Origin of the sequence: Rhodohalobacter sp. (assembly GCF_034521535.1) — a bacterium.
Taxonomy (GTDB): domain Bacteria; phylum Bacteroidota; class Rhodothermia; order Balneolales; family Balneolaceae; genus Rhodohalobacter.
Window position 1 is genome coordinate 107,505 of the sequence record NZ_JAXHMF010000006.1, and the last position, 22,598, is coordinate 130,102.

The following is a 22,598-nucleotide window of genomic DNA, read 5'->3' on the forward strand; positions in this document are numbered from 1 at the left end:
TTCCGCATGGGCCACATATTGTTTTTTAATTTTCAGACTGATACATCAACTGGATTTCAGTATCTGTAAGTACTTTGTGATATACTTTTATATCATCAAGTTGGCCTTTAAAATGCTGTGCTGTAGGGAAATCGTATCCTCCCCAAGGTTCGTTATCCCACATGGTTCCTGCTCGTGATTGTATAAAACCAAATGCAAGATCATTCACAACATCGGGTTCCTGGCCGGCATATTGAATGCCTGTAACCGTTCGTTGTATGGAATCTTCAGGCCACAGATCGAAGTCAAAACTCTTCATCAGTTCACCGTCATAATAGAGCCGTGCTTTGCGGTCGTTTCCATCATAACTCAAAGTAACATGGAGCCAGTTATCTTTTAAAAGATTAACCATCTGCTCTATGGTCAAGCTTTTGGCGAAATCCCATCCCTGCCAGCCGCCACTGTTAGCATCGGTTGCTTCTGCAGGAAACCACATATCTTCTCCAACAGGCGTACCATCTGCTGTTTCGAACTGAATGGCAAACTTGGCAGATTCATAATTTGCAGTTACTTCAAACTGGATGCCCCAAAAAGCGCCTAATCCAATTACAAAATGGCCTGTAGGATCACCATTTTCATTTACATGTCCTTCTGAATTTGTTTTAACCCAAAAACTAAGGGTAAAATCAGAAGTATTTATGAGTTCATCAGCATTGGGTATTTCAATAATGCTGGTATTACCATTAAAGGTAGCTGCCAGGCCTGCTTCACTGTTTCGGCTTTCAGTGTAGGTCATATCAACATCAGCAGACGAAGGATAATTACCGGTTATATCATCCGGGCTATCTTCGAATGTCCAATGAGCAACCATTCCGGAAGGGCTAAATGTACCCGCTGTGGTAAAGGAACGGGAAGTGGTTGCCAACGGCTGATCTTCTTCGTTCAACAATCCGGCACCAAGAATGAGCTCATAGAGTGCACCCGAACTCAGCTCTTCCTGAAGTTGTATGGTAATGGTTTGTCCGCTTGCTGAGATCTGTAACGGAATATTTGTATCGTCATAATCCTGAATTAACGATATGTTAGCTGAAGTTGCCGTAGAAGCTTTCACATTGGAATTAAATGTAATTTCTATGGTTGCATCAACAGGCACATCATCCGGCGACTGTGCGGTGTTCAGGTCAACGCCGCCAGCAGTTATGGATTCAATATTCAAATTGACAGGGTCATTACTGTCAGTTCCACATGCCTGAAACATTACAGCTATCATAACAATAGCTGAAATTATCAGTAGGTAGGTATTTTTAATCTTCATAATAGTATGATTTTATTTGGGTTGATAGTTTGTAATCTTTTACCAATTATCGTTTTGGGTGAGTACGCCCTGCGACAGGTCGATTTCACTTTGGGGAATTGGTAACAGTTCGTGTTTACCGCTAATGAAACCATATTGGCCCAGAACATCTTCTGCTTTCCCGGTTCGTACAAGATCCCAGAAACGGTGTCCTTCCAGCGCAAGTTCTACTCTGCGCTCTTCAATAATCAGATCTCTGAGAATCTCTTTATTCGTTTCTGTGATATCCGGGAGTATAGATTCATCTCCTTGTCGTGCTCTTTCACGAACTTGGTTAAGGTAGATTAAGGCTTCATCTGGTTGATCATTTTCATTAAGAGCTTCTGCAGCCATTAAAAGCACATCTGAGTAGCGAATCAGGCGGCGATTGTGGCCATATTGAGTATCTGTTGAGGTGCCGGGAATCCACACTTTACGGTTGTAGCTTTCAATTTGCAGAATATCGTTCTCGTCAACGTATTCATCCGGGGTGGTACCATCGCCGGCAATTTCGATACCGTCAATTACATCACCTAGTTCGATGATGGTCGCTTCCCTGCGCGGATCGTTGTTACCGAAAGCATCGCGTAAATCAACACTTGGCCGGTTAAATCCCCATCCTCGGTTTGGTGTGCCTCGAACGCCCTGAGTGTTGGCATATTGATTGCCTCCTTGACCGGCAGTAGATACGGCACCTATTTCAAATACCGACTCAACACCATGTTCTCCTTCGGGACCATTGGCATCAATAAAATTAGGTTCCAGGTCATAATCGCCTGATTGGATAACTTCAAGTGCATACTCCTCGGCGTTTAAAAAGTCCTGTTGAAACAGATACACTCTAGCAAGCAGAGCATTGGCTGCACCTGCAGTTGCACGGCCTAGATTATTGGGTCCGTATTCACTTTTAGCTGGAAGATTGTCAATGGCGAACAGCAGATCCTGTTCAATAAGTGTATAAATATCACTTTGAGGTGATTTAGAAAGTTCAATTGCTGTTTCAACTTCTGTGACTAAAGGAACACCCCCAAACGCACGTGTCAAATCGAAATAGTACAATGCGCGTAAAAAACTGGCTTCGCCAAGGTATCTGCTCTTAAGTTGCTGATCCATCTCAATAGGTTCTACCCGTTCGAGCACAATGTTTGCCCTTCGAATTCCCTGATATAGGGAGTTCCACCATCTGTCGAGCCCATCTTGAGTAGGGGTGTGGGAAAAATTATCATAAGGACCTACAGTATTTGCCCCATCATTGGGATTGCTGCCCTTGTGGGCATCGTCCGACATGATATCCAGAATGGGAAAGCCGCCACTGTGGTAGTGCCACTCTCGCAGAGTAGAATATACAGCGTTGGTTGCCTGAAGAGCATCTTCTTCTGTTGTTGGAAACACTTCCTGAGTTAACTGGCTTTGGGGGCTAACACTTAGGAAATCCTCGCAACCTGTAAAGGCAACAAGTACAGCAGTGATAAGTAAAAGTTGAAAGATTTTCATAGTTATGGCCTCAAAATGTTGTGTTTATTCCAATGGAAATGACTCTCGGAATCGGGTAAACACCTGTATCAATTCCGTTTGACAGTACATTACCGCTGCCGATTTCCGGTGTATAGCCAGAGTACTCAGTCCAGGTGAATAGGTTTGTAGCTTTGACGTAAATTCTAGCCCTTGCCATCTGAATTGCATTTGCAATAGTAGAGGGTATGCTGTATCCAATGTTCAAGCTTCTTAATCTCAAGTAAGAACCATCACTGATGAATCGGTCTGATGGCAGAAAGTTGTAGCCTCCATAGGAGGGACGCGGTTCAGTATCGCTGGTTCCTTCGCCGGTCCATCTGTTCCAAACATGTTGTTCAAAGTTGTAGGGATCGGGGCGGACAACATTTTTACCATTAAATATTTTATTACCGTACTGTCCCTGGAAGCCAACCGAGAAATCCCAGTTTTTATAGTCCAGATCAACTGAAAAACCATATACAAATTTTGGAATAGGAGAGCCAAGGTAGGTTCTGTCGTCACCATTAATCTGTCCATCTCCGTTTATATCAACAAAACGTAAGTCGCCTACGCCGGCTTGTGACGAACTTGGATAGCTATCGAGTTCAGCTTGATTTTGAAAGATTCCGTCCGTTTTATATCCAAAAAATGAACCTATTGGACGGCCTATAACAGACCTTGTAACGCTTTGGCCGTTTGCCAAAAATCCGCCGATTAACTCATCATCTACGCCGCTGATGCCACCTATAGTCTGCACCTCATTATGAACGGTATTACCTAAAACAGTTAATCCATAAGAGAAATCGCCGATGTAGTCCCTCCAGTTTATCCTGAATTCAACTCCTCTGTTGAGGATGGAGGCGGCATTAAAGCGTACACGCTGGCCCTGGCCGTTTCCAAGATGTCCGGGAGTTGATAGTTCGACCAGGATATCGTCGGTTACCCGGTTATAAAAATCAAACTCACCGGAAAGCCGATTATCAAGCAGGCCAATTTCCAATCCAACATCCGTTTGTGTTGTGGTTTCCCATTTTAAATCCGGATTACCCGATTGGCCGTAAGTAGAAGCGATGTAAGTGGCATCAGGGTTTCCAAAAACAGCCACCAAATTGGAATTAACCCGGGCAAATCGGTCGTAGTAACTTATTTTTTCATTACCGATTTTTCCCCAGCTGGCACGCAGTTTAAGATTGTTGATTAAAGTGACATCCTGCATAAATGCTTCTCTGTCGATATTCCACCCGAAAGCAACCGATGGGAATGTACCCCAGCGATTTTCTTCGGAAAATTTAGATGATCCGTCTCGTCGCAGGGTTAATGTAGTTGTGTACTTATCATTGTAGGAATACACAACCCGTCCCAGATACGATATCATGTTGTAAAACTGGTTTGGATCAACTCCATTAAAAATGGAGGAGAGCATGTTGATATTATTTGCCTCATCAATAATGTAGGACGGTTGCATATACCAAAACTCTTCACCGTCGCGAATCACATTTTGTCCGGAAAGCTGAAGGATTTCTGATTTGGTTTGCTGTATGGTAATACCTGCAACCGCATTCACTTGATGTTTTTCATTAATCTCTTTGATGTAATTGGCCGTATTTTCCCACAGCAGATTGTAGTTAATACCCTCACTTTTAAAGAGATCACTAAATTCGTTGTTCTGTTGAGACTCGGAACCATCCGGGTTGAAAACTGTGAATGCCGGTGTAAAACTTTTGCCTCGGTTAAGGGCAGCATCGGTTCCAAAACTGCTACGAAGCATCAAATCATTTGCGATCGTAAACTCTCCAAACACATTTCCAACTACTCGTACACCGCTATTAAAATTATTAGAGTTTTCGAGGTCAGCCAGAGGATTTCCCACATTGAATACAACTCCATAACTGCCATCATCGTAGAACGGTTCAAGAAGGGGCTGGGCACGGTAAGCGGCAAATGTTACATTGGGTGCAACCCGCTGTTTGTAGGGCGATATGGTTAGATTATTGCCAAGCTTAACCGACTCACTAATGTTGTAGTTGTTGTTTATTTTTAGATTGAGCCGTTCAAAGTTAGATTTTTCAATGATACCACCTTGTTGAAAGTATCCCAGACTCACATAATAATCGGAATTTTCGGATGCACCGCTAACCGATATCTGGTGATTCTGAATGGGGGCCACATCAAAAATTAAATCCTGCCAGTCGGTGTTTGGAACAAGATCTACATTATTGTATGATCCGGCTCTGATTTCGTTGGCAATTATAGCAAACTCGCGCCCGTCTAAGAGGTCAATTTTATTTTCGAGCTGCTGTATACCGGATTCTATTGAGACTGAAACTAACGTTTCGCCATCAAGGCCGGCCCCGGTTTTGGTTTGAACAAGAATGACACCATTCGCACCCCTTGACCCGTAAATGGCCGTTGCAGATGCATCTTTCAAAACTTCCATCGATTGAATGTCTGCAGGGTTCAGAAATGAGATATCATCAATAATTACCCCGTCAACTACGTAGATCGGTGATGAGTTATTAAACGTGCCTACACCACGAATACGAACGGCAGCACCGGCTCCGGGCGCACCGGATGTTGTAGTTATTTGTACACCACTTACTTTTCCCTGTAGTGATTGCTCTGCATTTAAACTGGTGATTTTACCAATTTCTTCAGCCGAAACCTGACCTATTGCTCCCGTTACATCACGTTTTCTTACTGATCCGTAGCCAATTACAACCAGTTCATCCAACTCACCAATACTGGGCTCTAATTCTATAAAAAATTCCTCACGTCCATCAATGGTAATTTCCTGAGCTATGTAACCCACATATGAGAAAACCAGAATCTGTTCATCGGGTTGAAGTGTTAGGGTAAAATTTCCTTCAAAATCGGTAACTGTCCCGCGAGTATCGCTGCCTTTTACGCGAATATTGACTCCCGGTAAAGTTTCACCTGATTGCGCATCAACCACCGTACCGGTAACTGTTTGCTGTGCAATTGCAAATTCTGTTTGAAACAAAACAGTACTAAGGAGAGCAAAAGACATAAAAAACGTTTTTACAGCTATAACTCTCATCATTTTCCTAAAATCACAATCTGTAATGGATTTGTTCATTTTCTACCCGTTTAGTATTCATTTTTATCATTAAGCCAACCGCCTTTAAAACCGGCTTTTTTTAAACCCTTTTTGATGTACTTATTCTCTTTAAGAATATTCCAGATCAGTTCTGTTTGATAATTTTCGAGCTGAATAATGATCGGTCCCTGATCAATTCCGATGTAATCAGGATTATACCAGCCATTTTCGTCGTAGGTAAGGTTAAAGGAGTCTAAAAACCCATATTCTGCATATAACTTTTCGCCGAAGGTTTCTTTCATGGTGTAGAGAGCGTTAAGCGTTTCTTCGGGGGCAAATGGGATGGAACCGCCGGCGGCAGTGGGGGCGATGGTACCGTCATCTACTAAATATCCGGATGCTGTACCACGTGCTGTGTACGTGTGAAAGTTAATAGCCTGCCCATCTATATTTTTCGTAACGTTTGCAGGTCCGTCGCTGGCCGTTAATCCCCAAATGTGTTCACTATACCCTTTGAATTCGCCCGGATTATCTTTGCAGTAAGCCCGGTTTGATAGGGTAGCACGCCTGGAGTTTTCAAAGTAATCGATTCCCATATCACGCATGTATTCATCCTGTATCTCTCTAAAATCAATAAACATATGTGAGTATTGATGACCAAACAGAGGCCCGAAATTTATATGCTCGTAACCGTAGAAATCGGTCCATGTATTGGTTGATGTCCAAACATCCCACGACTCATCGGGAATAGGGTGTGTTGGCGAACCTAACCCCAGTACCATCAATATTATCGACTCATCATAACCCTCCCATTGAGAGTCTATAAATCCTCTTTCGGGATGCCATCCCATAGACATGGTTGAATTTCCGTTCATAGCCCAGTTCCATTCAACACGGCGGTAGAGAGAATCGGCGAGTGCCCGTATTCCCGACTCAACAGAATTGTTACCATCAAAATAACTTTGAGCTGTAAGAATACCGGCCATTAGCAGTGCGGTATCTATGGTAGAGAGCTCAACCTGCTGATATCTTGTGCCTGTTTCGTAGTTCAGGAAATGGTAAAAGAAGCCGCGATGGCCTGTCTTACCTTCTGAATCAGTGCCTTGCGGGGCATTCCAAACCCATTCCAGCACGTTATACACCCGATCTGCTCCATCTTCTCTGGAAATGTATTCATTATGAATGCCAATAATATAAGCGGGTAAGGCAAATCCGGTGGCAGCAATACTTGTAAACGACCTGCTTGGATATCTGTCATCCGTTTGCCAGGTTTCGGTGTCCACAACTTCCCAAAAATAGGTGAAGGTTCTCTCCTTAAGATCTTCCACAAAATCTGATGGCACTCCATACAATAAAGAGTCAGATGGAGTTATTACTGAGTTGGTGGGCAGGGAGGATGTCTCCTGGATTGCGATATCTTTAGCATGCGCCTGATAGTTTAATCCACATAACAAAAAAAGTATAACAGCCAGGCTGAGATATTTAGAAGTTATATTTTGGCTGAAAAAAACCATGCTAATTAAATTTTATGACTTAAAAAATATTGATCGCCTTCACCATTCATACTGATGCATTTTCTTGTCTTTTTTAATATGAATCCAAAAAAAACTGTAACCAAATATTTTGAACTCAATAAGATTACTACAGTTCAAAAAAGCGCTTTTTTGGACTACTACAATACTACGTCACCTGTTATCTGAATGGGCTTGAGACATATATTGGACGGTGAGATAAGGTATTTTGGCGTCAAAACCACAATTACACATTTACAAAGAAATAATAATCGTGAGTTACTTTAAAACCCTTAAATGAGAATGGAATAATAAGTACATCTACTGGGATCACAGCCTGGCCGAGATCTCGGTATTTGAGAATATTGAAATGTTTTACAACACAAAGAGGGTGCATTCTAGTTTGGAATGTTATAGTCCAGACAAGTTTGCTGCTCAACAACCGACAAAAAGCATTTATGTTTGAGGCTGAACGGATCGTTCAAAATTTAAATAGCAGTATCATATCTATAAGGCCTCATGTCCTTACGGTAAAATTTGTTGGCTTATATTTTTGATCAAGTATTCCTCTACTGTTTCTGCGAAGGAGGGGGATTCTATCTTCCTCGATTTTTAAAAATGAGCTTAAAACGTAAAATAACGCACGCCTTCTTGCTTCATAAATTCAGCTACTTCCGGCGGTGCAGCGGTTCCGATCCCGTCCATCAAGTCAGTTTCGGTATAGTCGCGGTTTGGCAGATAAATACCGCAGACATCAACCTGTACACCTTTATTCATTAGCCCCATCAGGAGCTGCTTGGGAGAACGGTCAACCGGAGCAAAAGACGGAGATTCTGAATCCTTGAGAGCCAGATCGCCCGCATCACTGCAGAGCAGCACGCGTACCGGTACATCCTTGTTGAGTGACTGCGTGGCCAGAACCATCGCCATCATCTGGGTTTCGGCATCGTCGCTGGTCAATACCACAAATAGCGGGTCGTTTTCGGATTGGGCTTCAGCCAGACCGGCGAAGCCTAAAAGTGTGATAAGAAATGTTATAAGTGTCTTCATGTTAGTTGTGTTTTTTGATATAAAAGGTGAATAACTGAGTATGATTTTTAAATGAGTACTGATTTTAAGTGATTATTAACCAACAATGTTCAATTTGATAACCCAACACACCCCTCGCTAAATAAAGCAGGCTGCGCCTCTTTATTGTACGCTTTTCCCCTCTCGAGAGGGGATAGATTGATGCGCGTTCAGCGCAGGAATCAGGGGTGTGTTTAAGCGAAATCCTCCACGGCTACCTGATAGGCGTGCAACGGATTGTCTCGATCTCCTTCATACTCTTCGTTGTATTTCCCAACCTCTTTCAGAATATTTTTCACTGTAGTCTCATCCTGAAAAGAAAAGAAGAGAGTAGAGTATATTCCCTGATCGCCCTGTGAAAACCAGGTTCGGATATCCGGCTTATGTTTTTCGGTCCGGAAGCCGTACATCTCCGTTTCACTGTACACGGGAACGTTGTTTCGGGTCATCATTGCGCGGACCTCGTCTGAGAATTCGGCGATGCTCAATATGATTAGTAGTTTCATGGGTTTGGTGGTTTGGTGTTGTTGTTTTCAGACCTGACAGATTTTTGAAACCTGCCAGGTCTTGCTTCAATTAATTTAAATTTTGAATACAGCCCCTCGACTCAACTCATCGCAATCAACCGACTCACAGGCTCGGGGCCTCATTTATTCTGAATTCTTTAACCCTGCACTGCGCTATCACTTGTACAGGGCTATTCATATTTAGCACCTCCGGTGCTGTTTTCTTGCAATCGAAAACTTGATATATAATTTTCTATTCAGTTAATGATTAAACCCAATAGGTAATGAGGAGTGTCTTTCTAATTTTGGTTTAAAGTCAAAAACACCCCTCCCGGCTCACGCCGTACTCCCCTCAAGGGGAGAATATTTGATTAATTCCTCACAATCTCTTCCGGTTTTCGATTCTTGTTCACCATAAAGTAGATCAGCGGAACCGTAATCAGCGTCAGGGCAGTGGATGCAATCGCTCCGCCCATCAGTGAAATGGCCAGTCCCTGGAAGATCGGATCAAACAGGATCACAATCGCTCCAATCACTACCGTACCGGCTGTAAGCAGAATCGGCATGGTTCGCACCGCACCGGCTTCCACAACGGCATCTGACAACGAATTGCCTTGCCTTAAGCTGATCTGAATAAAGTCGATCAGCAGCACCGAGTTTCTCACCATAATCCCTGCCAGTGCAATCAATCCGATCATCGAAGTTGCGGTAAAGAATGCGCCCGTAACCCAATGACCAATCAAAATTCCGATCAGCGAGAGTGGAATGGCAATCATCATGATAATCGGCACGCCAAAGTCCTGGAACCAGCCGACAATAAGGATGTAGATAATGACCAGCACCACGGCGAAGGCAATACCCAGATCACGGAATACCTCAAGTGTAATCTGCCATTCTCCATCCCATTTAACCGTAAGATCTTCACTTGTAAACGGCTGACCCGCAAATGCCTGTTCCAGGCTGTATCCGGCCGGTAGCGCGATATTATCAATTTCATCCCTTGCATCCAGGATGGCATAGACCGGACTTTCAATCTCACCGGCCACTTCAGCGGTTACATAAACGACTCTTCGCTGATTTTTCCTGTGAATGCTCTTCTCCAGAGTGTGCTCTTCCTGTTGTACCAGGTCGGCGATTGGAATCATCGCCCCGGTTCTGGATTGAACATGTAATCCACTGAGTTGATCTGCTCCGGACCGGTCTGCTTCATCCAGCTTCATTTTAATGGGTACAAGAGTCGCCTCGTTTTCATCATATAGCGAACTTACAGGATGTTGCCCCAGAATCATCCCGAGGGATTCAGAAATCTGGTTCGGCATCACGCCGGTGACTGCAGCTTTCTCTCTCTGTACTACAAACCTATATTCAGTCTGCTCAGCTTCAACCATCCAGTCAGTATCCACGATACCGGGAGTTTGAGTAAAGATTCCCTTTGATATCTTCTCCAATACCTCGCTGCATCTCCAGGTTTGGTCCATAGATCTCAGCGACAAGGGTTGACATAACCGGAGGTCCCGGTGGAACTTCCACCACTTTGACGTTGGCATTATACTTTTCACCCACAGCCTGAACCAGCGGCCTCATGCGCTTTGCAATATCGTGGCTTTGATCCGATCTCATGCTTTTGTCCACCAGGTTCACCTGAATATCTGCCACGTTTGAGGACTGACGAAGGTCATAGCTTCGTACCAATCCGTTAAAGTTAATCGGTGCGTTTGTGCCGGAATAGATTTGGTAGTCATACACTTCGGGGATGTCCAGAAGAACCAGCCCTACTTCCTGAGCCACAGCCTCCGATCGCTCGAGCGTGGTTCCCTCAGGCATATCGATGATGAGCTGAATCTCATTTTTGTTATCAAACGGAAGCATTTTCACCTCTACCCATCGAACATAAAACAGTAGAAGTGTGGCTAAAAGCACGGCTGTTGTTCCCATGAGGAATGCCCAGCGTTTCCAGGTGCTCTCCATCAGCGGTCTCATCGTCTTGTCGTACACTTTGTAGATAATAGTCTCTTCCAGTTTATATCCTTTTCCGGATGATTTACTGCCTGACTGAACACGGGCTGCCCTCAGCAGTCTGTAGCCGAGCCAAGGAGTTGCAATCAGGGATATAATGAGTGAGAGGATCATGGCAACGGTTGCGCCAATTGCGATCGGACTCATATAGGGTCCCATCAGTCCGGAGACGAATGCCATCGGAATCACGGCCGCAATGACCGTAAATGTGGCTAGGATCGTCGGATTACCGACCTCATTAATCGCGTAGATGGCTGCCTGCTTGAACGGCAGATTTCTCATCTTAAAGTGGCGGTGCATGTTTTCGGCCACAATAATGGAGTTATCCACCACAATACCGGTCACAAATACCAGGGCAAACAGTGTAATCCGGTTGAGGGTGTAGTCGTACATGTAGTAGAAGAATAGAGTCAGGGCAAACGTAATCGGCACCGAGATGAAGACCACGAGCGCACCGCGCCAACCCATCGCCAGAAATACGACAAAGGAAACAGCCAGTACGGCTACAACTAAATGAATCAGTAGCGTGCTGACTTTCTCTGTTGCGGTTTCACCGTAGTTCCGGGTGGTTTCAACCTGAATATCAGATGTAATTACCGAACCGCTCAGTTTCTCAACCATTTCATCAATCTGAGTTGCAATGGTCATGGCATCCGCTCCCTGACGCTTGGCTACGGATATAGAAACAGCAGGGTAGGAGAGACCGGCTTCCATATTTTTCTCCACAGCGGAAACGGGTCCGGGAACATAGGAGACATAATTTGCAGGCTCGCCCGGTCCATCTTTCACTTCTGCTACATCTCTGAGAAGGATGGGATCGCCTTGCCGAACATCCACAACCAGTGAACCTACGTCATCGGCCGTTTCCAGGAAATTTCCGGTTTGAACCCGAAACTCCTCATCATTTTGGGTGAATGTACCCGATTTAAATTCACTGTTGGCGGCCTGAATGGTTTGGGCCACACGAAGCGGGTCAATCATCATAGAAGCCATCTTGTTTTTATCGAGCACTATTTCGACCGTTCGGGATCGACCTCCGTGAATCTTGGTTTCTGCTACATCGGTTATCGATTTAATTTCATTATCCAGCTCCTGAGCTACCCTGCGGAGATGATAGTCATCGTGCGTATCACTCCAAAGAGTAAGGGTTACAATTGGAACGTCGTTAATGGACCGGGTTTTGATAAGCGGCATGGTTACCGGTTCCGGCTTGGTATCCATGAATTTCATAATCTCGTTATAGAGACGCACCAAACTCCGCTCTACATCCTGGCCTACATAAAATCGGGCTGAAACCATCGCCTGTTCAGGCATGGAAGTGGAGTAGACATACTCAACTCCGGAAATATTGGAGAGAATTTTCTCCAATGGAATCGCTATTCGATTTTCAACTTCCTGGGGTGATGCGCCCGGATAGCCGACATATATATCGGCCATCGGTACGTCAATTTGTGGTTCTTCTTCGCTCGGTGTAAGCCAAACGCCATACACACCGATCGCTAAAAAGGCGATCATCAGAAGCAGTGTCAGCTTCGAATCGATAAACGCCTGTGCAATTTTACCTGCTAATCCGGTTTTCATTTTTCTCTATTTCAATTCAAATTTTTGATTAAAAGAATGTCTTTTTGAAATTCTTATCGTACGCTGAGAAGTTGACCCTGACGTAAAGATTGTCCGGGTGCGTACACATACTGTTCACCCGGCTTTAGTCCGGTTAATATTTCTACAGAATCACCCAAATTTTCACCCAGGCGGACCCATCTCAATACAGCACGGTTGTTTTCTGATATCGTATAAATTCCGGTAAGCTGGCCGCGTCTGACAATGGCATCAGCAGGTATGGTTAAACTCTCCGCCTGACCGGTTTTCACCCCGATCTGGGCAAACATCCCGACTTTAAGATTATTTGAGATTTCGGAATCGTCTATTACCGCTTCAATTGAAAACTGACGGCTTATCGGATCTCCGGCCTGGCTTACCGCGGTCAAGCGGGCGGGAATATTAGACACGCCGGCAGCTGAAACAGAGACCGTAACAATTGATCCCTCTTCAAGAGTTGTTATCTGACTTTCAGCTACAGTGGCCGTAATTTTAACAGATCCCGGATCTGCCACAGAAACAAGCGGATGTCCCGGAGCAGCCATATCACCTTCAGAGACAAACTTGCTGCTTACAATTCCTGAAAACGGAGCACGAATCACTGTGTAGGAAAGCATCTCATTTACTTCGTTGAGTCTCGCTTCCAGAGCTTCCATATTTGCCTTGGCTATCTCATACATGGTTGAAATATCATCCAGTTCTTTCGACGTAGCACTATCTTCGGCATAAAGATTCTTGATTCGATTATAATTTTTCTCGGTGTTTTCAAGATTGGCTTTTGCCTGAACCATGTTGGCTTCAATCTGTGATTTTTGTGCCCGGATCTGGTCATCTTTAATGCGTACCAGCAGATCTCCTTTTTGAACACGATCGCCAACAGTAACCGGAGCAGAGGTTACGGTTCCCATCACGATGGTACTGAGGTGCGCCTGATTATTGCTTTCAACTTTAGCCGGGAAAAGCATTCCTGACAAATTTGCTGAAGCCTCAGCCGTTCGAAGTTCCACTTCAACAGAATCCTGCTCAATATCGGCGGTCTTATCATCACTGCATCCGCTCAAAAGTGATACGGCAAGCAGCAGTGTTAACATTCCTGAAATAGGTTTCATGATCTTATTCATTTTCTTTGTAGTTATTTTTAATTGTTAAAATCCTGTTCAAGAAGCATCTCCAGCGCGGCGATACTCATATTGTATTTGTAAAGAGCCATCACGTTTTTAAGTCTGGCTTCAGCTAATTTGGTTTCGGCTTCCAGCAGATCCGTGGTACGCTCCATTCCTTCCCGGTACCTATTGGTTCGGATTTTTACATCCTCTTCTGATTGCTCAATAGACTCTTCCGTCAGCTCGAGTTCTTTTTCTGCATGTTCCAGAGAGCGATAAGCTTCACGAACCCTGTTTTCCATCTCAAACAGATGGCTCTGCTGCATGCTTTGAGCTTTTCTGTAATCAGCACGAGCTTCCATAACCTTGCCGGCCTGACTAAATCCGGAGAAGATATTCCATCTCAGATTAGCCCCGATCATGTAGGAGTTGGCATCGAATCCTCCAAAATCCGGATCGTTATACTCATAGCTCCCAAAAAGATTTATTTTAGGCAGAAAACTGAACTTGGCTGATTTGCTCATCCGTTCTGCAGCTTTCACTCTCTGTTCAATGGCCCGCGTCTGCGCATTGTTTACTTCAATATTGGACAGATCTGATGGAATAAAATTTCCGATGGTGCGATCCAGATCTTCGGTTGGAATTATCTTTTCTGAGCCGTCCATGCCAAGTAAAAGAGCCATCTCTTCCTGTACGTTGTTCAGTTGATTTTCACTGTTTATTTTCCGGCTTTCCATTTCCAGTTCGTACACTCTGGCTGCCAGGTAATCTTCTTTGCTCAGAAGGCCCTCTTCATAAAAGTTCTGCGCCTGTCGTCTGTGTTCGGATGCAGTTTCAAGCGCGTTTTCCAATACTTCAATCTGGCGGGTATGAAGAATCAGGCTGTAGTACTGATTGCGTACCTGGTAGCGCACATGGTTTTTGGTTCCCTGCAGTTGTTCATTTGCTGAATTTAACTGACTCTTTACGGCACCGCGCTGCATCATCATATCCGGATTAAACAGTGGCTGCCGGACTTCAAATTTTGCACTGTAGTTTTCGTACGTATCCGGATCATTCAACAGTGCAGGGTTAAAATCCTGTTGACTTACAACTTCCTGTTTCAGCTTAAATCCAAATACGTTTAGCGGGTCATTTGTCGAAACAGCATTGTATTCAAACGCAAGCTGCGGAAGGAATACTGCATTTGTCTGCCGGTACTGAGCCCTGGTTTTATCGACATCAAATTCAGCCTGATCTATTGAGAAATTTTGCTCAAGTGCAATTTCCATGGCCTCCTGGAGCGATAGTGAAAGCATTGAATCATCATTCGTAGCTGATTGAGCCGATAGTTGAACCGGCGTCATAAACAACATCAAAATGATGTATACTTTTAGTACATATGAAATTTTAAAATTCATCTTAGTTATTGTTATTTAATTATTTATCGATTTCTATTCAGTCTCCTGCGGAAAGCTTACTCCTTTCTAAATCCCAGATTATATTTCTTGATCATATTCTCAGCAAAACACCACCTTGAGAATGCCGACTGCATCATATTTAAGCCAACAAATAGGGTGAGCAGATACCAGAAAGGGGAGATGAAATAACCAAGTGTCAGACTGATAGTCACCATAGAGCCGGCAAATAGCCGCATTGTTCGTTTTACGGGATTCATAATGTATTCTACTTATTTAATGAATAGTTGATTTAGAAATTTTTGATAAACCATGATTTTTCAAATAGCACCTTTTCCCAATGCTGGATGATGCTCGGGCTTTTCGTGTCTACGTCCGAGTCATAAAAATCACCGCTCACTTTTTGAGCTCTGTCGCCAAGGTCGAGTATATATTTACCTTCTCCCTCAAATGTTTTATTGGACTCTTTACCGGATATGTCCCGGGCAATATTATGAGCTACGGTTAAACCCTGGTGTTGAGCAAATACTCCGGCCTTGGCCAGTGTTTCGCCGGAATCAAGAGGAATTGTTGTGATATCACCGATGGCATACACATTCTTGAAATCTGTTTCCAGTGTTTTTGGATTAACTTCAATCCAACCGGATTTTCCAACCAATCCTGTTTCACGAATTACAGACGGGCATTCATGCTTAGGAGTGTAGGCTAAAAGATCAATATCCTCGATAATGGTTTCGTCAGCACCGGTTGTAAACGTTAACTTGTTTTCAGATGCTGATACTATCTGATGATTAGGCCGGTAGCGGATTCCTTTCGACTCCATAAGCTGTTTCACATTCTCTGAAATCTTTTTACCGGCAAAGGGCATCGGTTCAGATTCCGGGGTGTAAACGGATATCTCTGTTTTTTCACTCAAACCCTTCTCTCTGATATAATTTTCAATAAGCATTGCCGCTTCGTATGGAGCAACCGGTGATTTGTATGGCAGCGATGGTACCAGAATGGCAATGTTGCCCCCCTTAAAGTCTTTCAGCTTCTCATAAAATGAACTTGCTCCGTCCAGGGTATAGAAGTTATGCCCCACATTGTCCAAATTATACTCTGAAGACTGTTCAACCCCCAGAGAAACAATCATGTAATCGCCTTGGTACTTTTCACCCTTTACCGTTACAGAAAGTTCATTTGGATCAACTGACTCAATTTCTCCGAGTACAACTTCAATTCCGCGTGCTTCAATCTTCTTAGTATCTTGTTGAACATCGTCCCGATCTCTTTTACCAACCATCAGCCAGGTTAGTGAGGGGCCGAAAACATTATGCTTCTCTTTTTCAAATACCAGGATTCTGGCTAGATTTATCCCATCCTCGTTTCCAATTTTTCTGCTGAGCTCTTTGGCTGTATTAATACCGCCAATTCCGCCACCTAATACCAGTATTGTTTTATTCATAATATTTTCGACTTATACTTTTTTGTAGTTGGATAAAATAATCTTAGAGTTTTTCAACAGGCATGCCTTCAGCTTCCCAATCCGGAAACCCATGTTCCAGACGGCTGGCTTTATATCCATTTGTACTTAGAAACATTACGGCTACATCCGCCATCATACAGAGTGGACCACGGCAATAGGCAACGATTTCTTTATTTTTGGGCAGTTCACTCATCTTTTTCCTTAGCTCATTGAGTGGATAGGAGAGGGCATTTTCAATGTGGCCATTTATGAACTCCTCTTCAGGCCGAACGTCGACGATTACCACGCTGTCGGTTTTAATTTTTTGGATCAGCTCATCCCTGGATATCGTTTTTAATTCGCTGCGCTCTTTACGAAAATCATTGAATAGATTGTTGATCTCTTCATTTTGGGAGAAACCAAGACGCCTTAAAGCACACCACGATTTAAAAACCTGCTCGTTTGCCAATTTGTAGTAGTTATATTTTCCACGCTTTTCACTCACAACCAGCATTGCATTCTTCAATACCTGAAGATGTTGAGAAGCATTGGCAACCGTTAAATTGGTATTTACAGCAATGTATTCCACCGGAACCGGGCCTTGTGCCAGAAGATCCAGTATTTCCAGTCGATGTGGATTTCCCAACGCCTTGGTCATTCCTGACATCTCTTTGTAGAGTGATGTTTTAAATTCTCGAATGTTCATGCTCATTTTCTTTTGTTCACATAAATGATAAGGAGGGTAATGTCCTCATTCAATAAATCTATTGAATATATATGAATGGTTTGTGAAAAACTTATAATATGATGAATGACAATTATATACAGTAGGTATCTAAACTAATTATCAGATATTTAATGTAACATTAGTTACAAATCAAACCGGGTAATTCGGGTATAAAGTTATAAAGAGTATTTTGTCTTTATTATCGTATCTTGTCTCTAAGCATTTTTTAACACAGTAAATTTATATGATTCAAAATCAACACTACTTTCACATTCCGGTTATGGGAACCGGCCATTCTATTGACAGTCCGATCAGGGTTGCTCATTTAGGAATTCACTCAGTAATCTCAATCGTAGATGATCTGCTATGTGAAAAAATCCGAAAGCACTACAGCAGTGAGTTCAATCTCCCATACAAAAGCATAGCTCGTTCATCTCAAGATGGCAGGGCAGAACGTATAACAGCTTACCTGAATACTGTATCAGACATCGTAACTCAGAAGTTTGACGATCTCAAAGAATCACCTCTTTTCTCAGATTCTGAAAAGGATCGATACTTTCATTTACTGCCGGATGACAATCCGCTTAAAAAGAGTTACCTGTTTATTTCATCGCTTGGGGATAAGGAGACTCGGGATCAGCATATAAAAGATTTGACCGAGAAAATGACTCCGGGAGCTATTGATGTCAATATTATGGCAAAAGTAGACGCACTCAGAAAGGGCACCGATGGCGAGCCGATGAGTTCGGAATATAGCGATGCCAGTGCAGCACTCAGGGGATTTGCAAACAGCAAGCTGGATTCGAGCGTGGTACTTTCAGCCGGGTTTAATCCGAGACTATACAATTATCTGGCAGAATTTCAGGATTTCTACCGGGATCAATCCGGGAAGATCAAGAAGAAAATCATTCTAAAAGTAAGTGATTTCCGATCTGCATTGATTCAGGGAAAGTACATGGCCAAGAAAGGACTTGAAGTTGCAGAATTCCGAATTGAATCGGGTCTGAACTGTGGAGGTCACGCATTTGCCTCCGATGGTCAACTGCTGCCGGTTTTACTGCAGGAATTTCGAGACAAGAAAGATCAGCTGCAGAAAAGCTTCCAGCCGCTGATCAAAAGTTTTTATGAAGCACAGGGATGGGATTACCCAACCGATGATACAGAAGTTGCCAAGCCGCGTATTACCGTACAGGGCGGTATCGGCACTCACGGTGAACTACAGCGCTTAATGGAAGATTTTGAAGTGGATGCCACCGGATGGGGCAGTCCTTTTCTATTGGTACCCGAAGCTACATGCGTGGATGAATTTACATCGAATGTGCTGGCAGGAGCCGGGGAAGAGGATCTCTATTTAAGCGGAGTATCACCTTTAGGGGTTCCGTTTAATAACGTTCGGGGATCAGGTTCAGAAATTCATACCAGGGAACTGATTGAAAAAGGAAAACCGGGCTCTAAATGTCCCAAGGGATTCTTGGTATCCAATACAGAGTTTACCGAAAATCCAATCTGTACGGCTTCTTCTGAATATCAACTCTTGAAAATCAATCAAATTGAGGAGAGTGAACTCCAACAAGAGAAAAAAGAACGTGCAAAAGAGAAAGTACTGGCTAAAACATGCCTCTGTACAAATCTCGGAACAGGTTCTTTAATCCGGCTGGAAATTATGAAACCATCGTACGGCAGGCAGGCGATCTGTCCCGGGCCAAATATCGCCTGGTTTGATCGGGAATACTCTCTGGATGAGATGGTGGATCACATTTATGGCCGTGTTGAATCACTCGTGCCGGAAGAACGTCCCCATATGTTTGCAAAAGAAATCAACATGTATGTGGACTATATTTCGGAGCTTGCGATAATTGCGGGTGATGAAGATCAGGAGTGGAAAAAGCTGAATAAGATGAAAAAGAACCTGGAGCAGGGAATGGACTTCTGCCTGGAAATTTCTGCTACAGATGCGTATTCCGGTGAAAACCTGGAATCTATCCGTAAAACCATCGAACAGCAGCGTTCACGACTTGAAGAGATCTTTTCAGTACCGGCGTAATTAACCGGTCTAAAAAATTGGAACAGGAATCTCTGAAAATGGGGTTCCTGTTTTTTTATTTAAACCTCCCGGTACATTTTATCGGCAATAAAAAGATGGGGCAGGGTGAGCACGCTAATGAGTATGAACATGAGCGTGATAAATTCACCTTCCAGCTGTAGGAATTGATTTATACCGTACAGCATGAGTAACCCTAATAAGGATACGAGAGTAAATGGAGTGGCTTTTTTGTAAAACTCCATAAACGAAAGGCTTTTCCGCTTAGACTCGAAAAACTCCTTCATCTCATTTACATGACCAATGGAGTGCCACAGGGCAAAATAAATCGCGAACCCGATCAGTGGACCTGTAACCAGTATCAGTCCGGTAAGTAATGCGCTGTCTGCTACAAAGCGAATGTTTTGTTTAAAGTGATTTTGTAGAATCCCCCACAGGGTAAACGCCGCATAGAGAGACAGTAGAACTAAAACAGACAGTGAAGCATCCGGCATAAACTCTTCAAATGCTATAAGATCCATTCTCATTGCTTCTGAAATGATAGGGTACGTTGTTGAAGGATCAGAAAAGACAATTAAACCGATAATGAGCACTCCTCTGAGTATATACCAGAGATAATTTGGTGCTGACGTGTCCAGGAAATCTTCCATGTCGGCCTGACCAAAATGATAAATGGAGATTAACAGAAATAGAATCATGCCGGCTATCGGAGCAAATATCCAGAGAACGGCAATAATCAGCATAATAAACAGATAGCTGGCGTAGAACAGAAGGTGATCTTTGAGGGAGCTCTTTAGTCCGTAGAGCTCCGTTGCCATGATGTGATCTATCGCGCCGTGTGGAATCCCGATTATAAAAACAGAGGCCAAAAGAATGGGTAGCGTCAATTGATTTAGAAAATCCGGTAGAATCAACGCTATCCCGATTAATACGAGAGAAGTACCTACTGCCAGACGATTCAGTTGAACAGAAGAATGCCTCATTTTAAGCTCCCGCTAGTATTCGATGCTTCATTTTCCAAATGGACTTAAAAAAGGGTGTATAGGGAAGCGTTGAGAAAATTTTTAGTTCCTGTCCTAGATGAGTTTCCTCCTCCAAAAATTGCAATATTCTGTCAAAACTGTTCTTCTTAAACAGATCGTGAAATATTTGAATAGACTTGTCTATATCACGATCTAAAATAGAGAGCAGCATCATATCGTATATCCTAAATCGGTAGGTAGATGCTCTCTGGCTAGGTATGGGTAATTCAGATTCAAGGGCATTTACAATATCCTTGCTGTGTTTTTGAATTCTCGTGAAGGTATATCCTGTAGTAGGTTTAGTGAATCCTCCGGCTGTACCCATGTTGTAAACATGATCGCAATACATGGGTGGATACCTTCGATCTTCCATCGGAATGACTCCTTTTTCTCTTCGAATGATAGAGAAATCGTCACTTTCCAGGTTAAATTTATTTTTTAAATAGTTGATTAACTCCAGCTCATACTGCTCATCAGTCAGTACCTCAGATGAAAATATTGTGTATTCAATAAGAGCTCTGGTTTCAGAAAAGGGTAGTGTGTAGAAGAAAGAGATTCCGTTTGTCTGAGGAATATCAAAATCCATAAATATGGCCTTATCCGGATCGAAAAAATTCTTCTTAGTCTCTATTTCCCAGCCTAAAAAATGTTGCTTAAGGGAAACATCTAATTTTTCCATTTTAAGACCCGGTGGCTTAAGTGCGCTCTGAAAAATGTGCTTAGCCTTGAAATTTCCCTGTTCTGTAAAAATGACTCCCTGGTTCCCTTCAGCTTTAAAATCAAAGATCTTACTCTCCATCAGCGTAACACTGCTTGAATTTTCTGCCAAGCTCAAAATCTTTTCTGAATAGTCAACGCTTCTGATACAGTAGTATTTATACTTATTGAGGTCTTCACTCATACTGTTGGAGAGGGCAGAGACTTCCAGATTATACCAAGTGTGGTATATCAAATCTTCAAACGAAATGTTTGAATCATCCCAAAAACACCACGTCTTATCATTAACAGGAGTGAAATTGAGATCAACCAGTAAAATTCTTTTCGAGTTTAATTTATCTGACTGAAGAATATTCCACAGCAGACTCAATCCCGAGGCACCGGCACCTGCGATTATATAATCGTAGTTATGATCTTTACTATCTGTAGAATTCATAAGCTCTTCGTAAAAAAGGCTCCAAATCTTAAAAGAAATGGAGCCTAACCCTAAAGAACAGCCTCACGATGTTGCTGTTTTTAAGAAAAACAGTTGGGAAGGCTGTATTGAACAATTAAACCAACCTGTTTTAAAGAATCTCCGTTCAATTCAATTAAAATAATACTCTAATCCAAACGAGTGAGCAGTACCATAACCTGTGGAGAATGGAATAAAAGCATAGTTTACTCTTATCGGGTCAATTAGAAATCCCATTCCAATACTGTAGGGGCGTTCTGTAGGACCAAAACGATACGCTGAGTAAAGCTGAAAGAGATCAGCAATTTCAGCGTCTACACCAACTGTCAGATAATCGTCGTCTGCATCTTCCGCTGTAAAATCTCCCGTGTAATTATTTTCAAACGGTCGAGCCCATTCCGAAAATGTACTTAACAAGACGGGCAGGTCGTTTTGTCCGGGAGTGGAAAACTCAATAAGCTGGATTGCAACACCTGCCTTAAATAAACTGGGTAGCGTTGATGCTGTCTCATTCAGATTCTCCATTTTACCAATATTATTCACCGAAAACCCTGCGGCTATTCTATCATCAAATAGCCTTGCTGAGGTACCAAAATTGAAAGAATAGCCATTTGCTCTCAATTGAAAAATTTCTTCACGTAAATACTGTCCTGTTATCCCTACTGAAAAAGATCCGATCCGGTATGCGGCTGCACCGCTTAATGAGAAATAGCTGATTGAAAAGGTTCCTGTAGATAGCCCGGGCTGATTTCTTGCCTCAAAATCGTCAGCCTGCGTACTGTAAACTCCAAAACCATATGTGAGCCCATCTCTTTTCACGTGAAAAGCCGCAAATTGATTATTTACATTGGCTATCCATAAAGAGTAATTGACCTGCAGTCCGGATCTATTTTCGAATGATAGTAGTGAAGGGTTGGTATACATTGATGAAGAACCGGTTGGAATAGCAACTGTTCCTTCACCCATTGCCAAAATTTGCGCTGACGGTCCGATATTTAAAAAATCCAGTCCGCCTGCCGTATCTTGAGACATACCCGGTCTCAATGCAAAAATCGACAAAAATAGAATGGCTATAATCTGCTTTAAGAATTTTTTCAAAACAACAACTTTTACGTAATCTTAAAAT

General features: G+C 43.0%; 15 protein-coding genes and 1 pseudogene. 1 reads left to right on the top strand and 15 read right to left on the bottom strand.

Features of this window, described 5'->3' with window-relative positions; genetic code table 11:
- Window positions 1-25 precede the first annotated feature (25 nt).
- The 12 genes and pseudogenes from U5K35_RS12780 to U5K35_RS12840 all read right to left on the bottom strand — a co-directional run bounded on the left by U5K35_RS12780 (window position 26) and on the right by U5K35_RS12840 (window position 17,217).
- On the bottom strand, window positions 26-1,294 hold the full coding sequence (locus tag U5K35_RS12780; protein WP_322571879.1) for a LamG-like jellyroll fold domain-containing protein: 1,269 nt from the start codon (window positions 1,292-1,294) through the stop codon (window positions 26-28).
- Window positions 1,295-1,333: 39 nt separating this feature from the next.
- Entirely contained in the window at window positions 1,334-2,806 is a 1,473-nt protein-coding gene (locus U5K35_RS12785; protein WP_322571880.1) for a RagB/SusD family nutrient uptake outer membrane protein, read from the bottom strand.
- 10 nt (window positions 2,807-2,816) lie between these two features.
- Window positions 2,817-5,903: a TonB-dependent receptor gene (locus U5K35_RS12790; protein WP_322571881.1), complete on the bottom strand. Its 3,087-nt coding sequence runs from the start codon at window positions 5,901-5,903 to the stop codon at window positions 2,817-2,819.
- 11 nt (window positions 5,904-5,914) lie between these two features.
- Window positions 5,915-7,378 (bottom strand): glucoamylase family protein, encoded by a 1,464-nt coding sequence (locus U5K35_RS12795; protein WP_322571882.1) that lies wholly within the window; start codon window positions 7,376-7,378, stop codon window positions 5,915-5,917.
- Between the two features lie 621 nt (window positions 7,379-7,999).
- Entirely contained in the window at window positions 8,000-8,425 is a 426-nt protein-coding gene (locus tag U5K35_RS12800) for a DsrE family protein (protein ID WP_322571883.1), read from the bottom strand.
- A 212-nt stretch (window positions 8,426-8,637) separates the two neighbouring features.
- Window positions 8,638-8,949, bottom strand: a complete 312-nt coding sequence (locus tag U5K35_RS12805) for a hypothetical protein (RefSeq protein WP_322571884.1) — start codon at window positions 8,947-8,949, stop codon at window positions 8,638-8,640.
- Between the two features lie 371 nt (window positions 8,950-9,320).
- Window positions 9,321-12,546: pseudogene (locus U5K35_RS12815) on the bottom strand (efflux RND transporter permease subunit).
- 53 nt (window positions 12,547-12,599) lie between these two features.
- On the bottom strand, window positions 12,600-13,673 hold the full coding sequence (locus U5K35_RS12820) for an efflux RND transporter periplasmic adaptor subunit (protein ID WP_322571887.1): 1,074 nt from the start codon (window positions 13,671-13,673) through the stop codon (window positions 12,600-12,602).
- A 29-nt stretch (window positions 13,674-13,702) separates the two neighbouring features.
- Window positions 13,703-15,067, bottom strand: coding sequence for a TolC family protein (locus U5K35_RS12825; protein ID WP_322571888.1), 1,365 nt, complete (start codon window positions 15,065-15,067; stop codon window positions 13,703-13,705).
- A gap of 56 nt (window positions 15,068-15,123) precedes the next feature.
- Window positions 15,124-15,324 (bottom strand): DUF2892 domain-containing protein, encoded by a 201-nt coding sequence (locus U5K35_RS12830; protein WP_322571889.1) that lies wholly within the window; start codon window positions 15,322-15,324, stop codon window positions 15,124-15,126.
- A gap of 32 nt (window positions 15,325-15,356) precedes the next feature.
- On the bottom strand, window positions 15,357-16,511 hold the full coding sequence (locus tag U5K35_RS12835) for an FAD/NAD(P)-binding oxidoreductase (protein ID WP_322571890.1): 1,155 nt from the start codon (window positions 16,509-16,511) through the stop codon (window positions 15,357-15,359).
- A gap of 43 nt (window positions 16,512-16,554) precedes the next feature.
- Window positions 16,555-17,217 (bottom strand): metalloregulator ArsR/SmtB family transcription factor, encoded by a 663-nt coding sequence (locus U5K35_RS12840; RefSeq protein ID WP_322571891.1) that lies wholly within the window; start codon window positions 17,215-17,217, stop codon window positions 16,555-16,557.
- A gap of 265 nt (window positions 17,218-17,482) precedes the next feature.
- On the opposite strand from U5K35_RS12840, the gene U5K35_RS12845 reads away from it, so the two are divergent.
- Complete coding sequence (locus tag U5K35_RS12845; protein WP_322571892.1) at window positions 17,483-19,282, top strand: hypothetical protein; 1,800 nt, start codon at window positions 17,483-17,485, stop codon at window positions 19,280-19,282.
- Between the two features lie 59 nt (window positions 19,283-19,341).
- Here U5K35_RS12845 and U5K35_RS12850 read toward each other — a convergent pair whose 3' ends face one another.
- The 3 genes from U5K35_RS12850 to U5K35_RS12860 form a co-directional block, all read right to left on the bottom strand.
- Complete coding sequence (locus U5K35_RS12850) at window positions 19,342-20,262, bottom strand: Brp/Blh family beta-carotene 15,15'-dioxygenase (protein WP_322571893.1); 921 nt, start codon at window positions 20,260-20,262, stop codon at window positions 19,342-19,344.
- Between the two features lies 1 nt (window position 20,263).
- Window positions 20,264-21,454, bottom strand: a complete 1,191-nt coding sequence (locus U5K35_RS12855; RefSeq protein ID WP_322571894.1) for a lycopene cyclase family protein — start codon at window positions 21,452-21,454, stop codon at window positions 20,264-20,266.
- Window positions 21,455-21,604: 150 nt separating this feature from the next.
- Window positions 21,605-22,570, bottom strand: a complete 966-nt coding sequence (locus U5K35_RS12860; protein ID WP_322571895.1) for a PorV/PorQ family protein — start codon at window positions 22,568-22,570, stop codon at window positions 21,605-21,607.
- Window positions 22,571-22,598 lie beyond the last annotated feature (28 nt).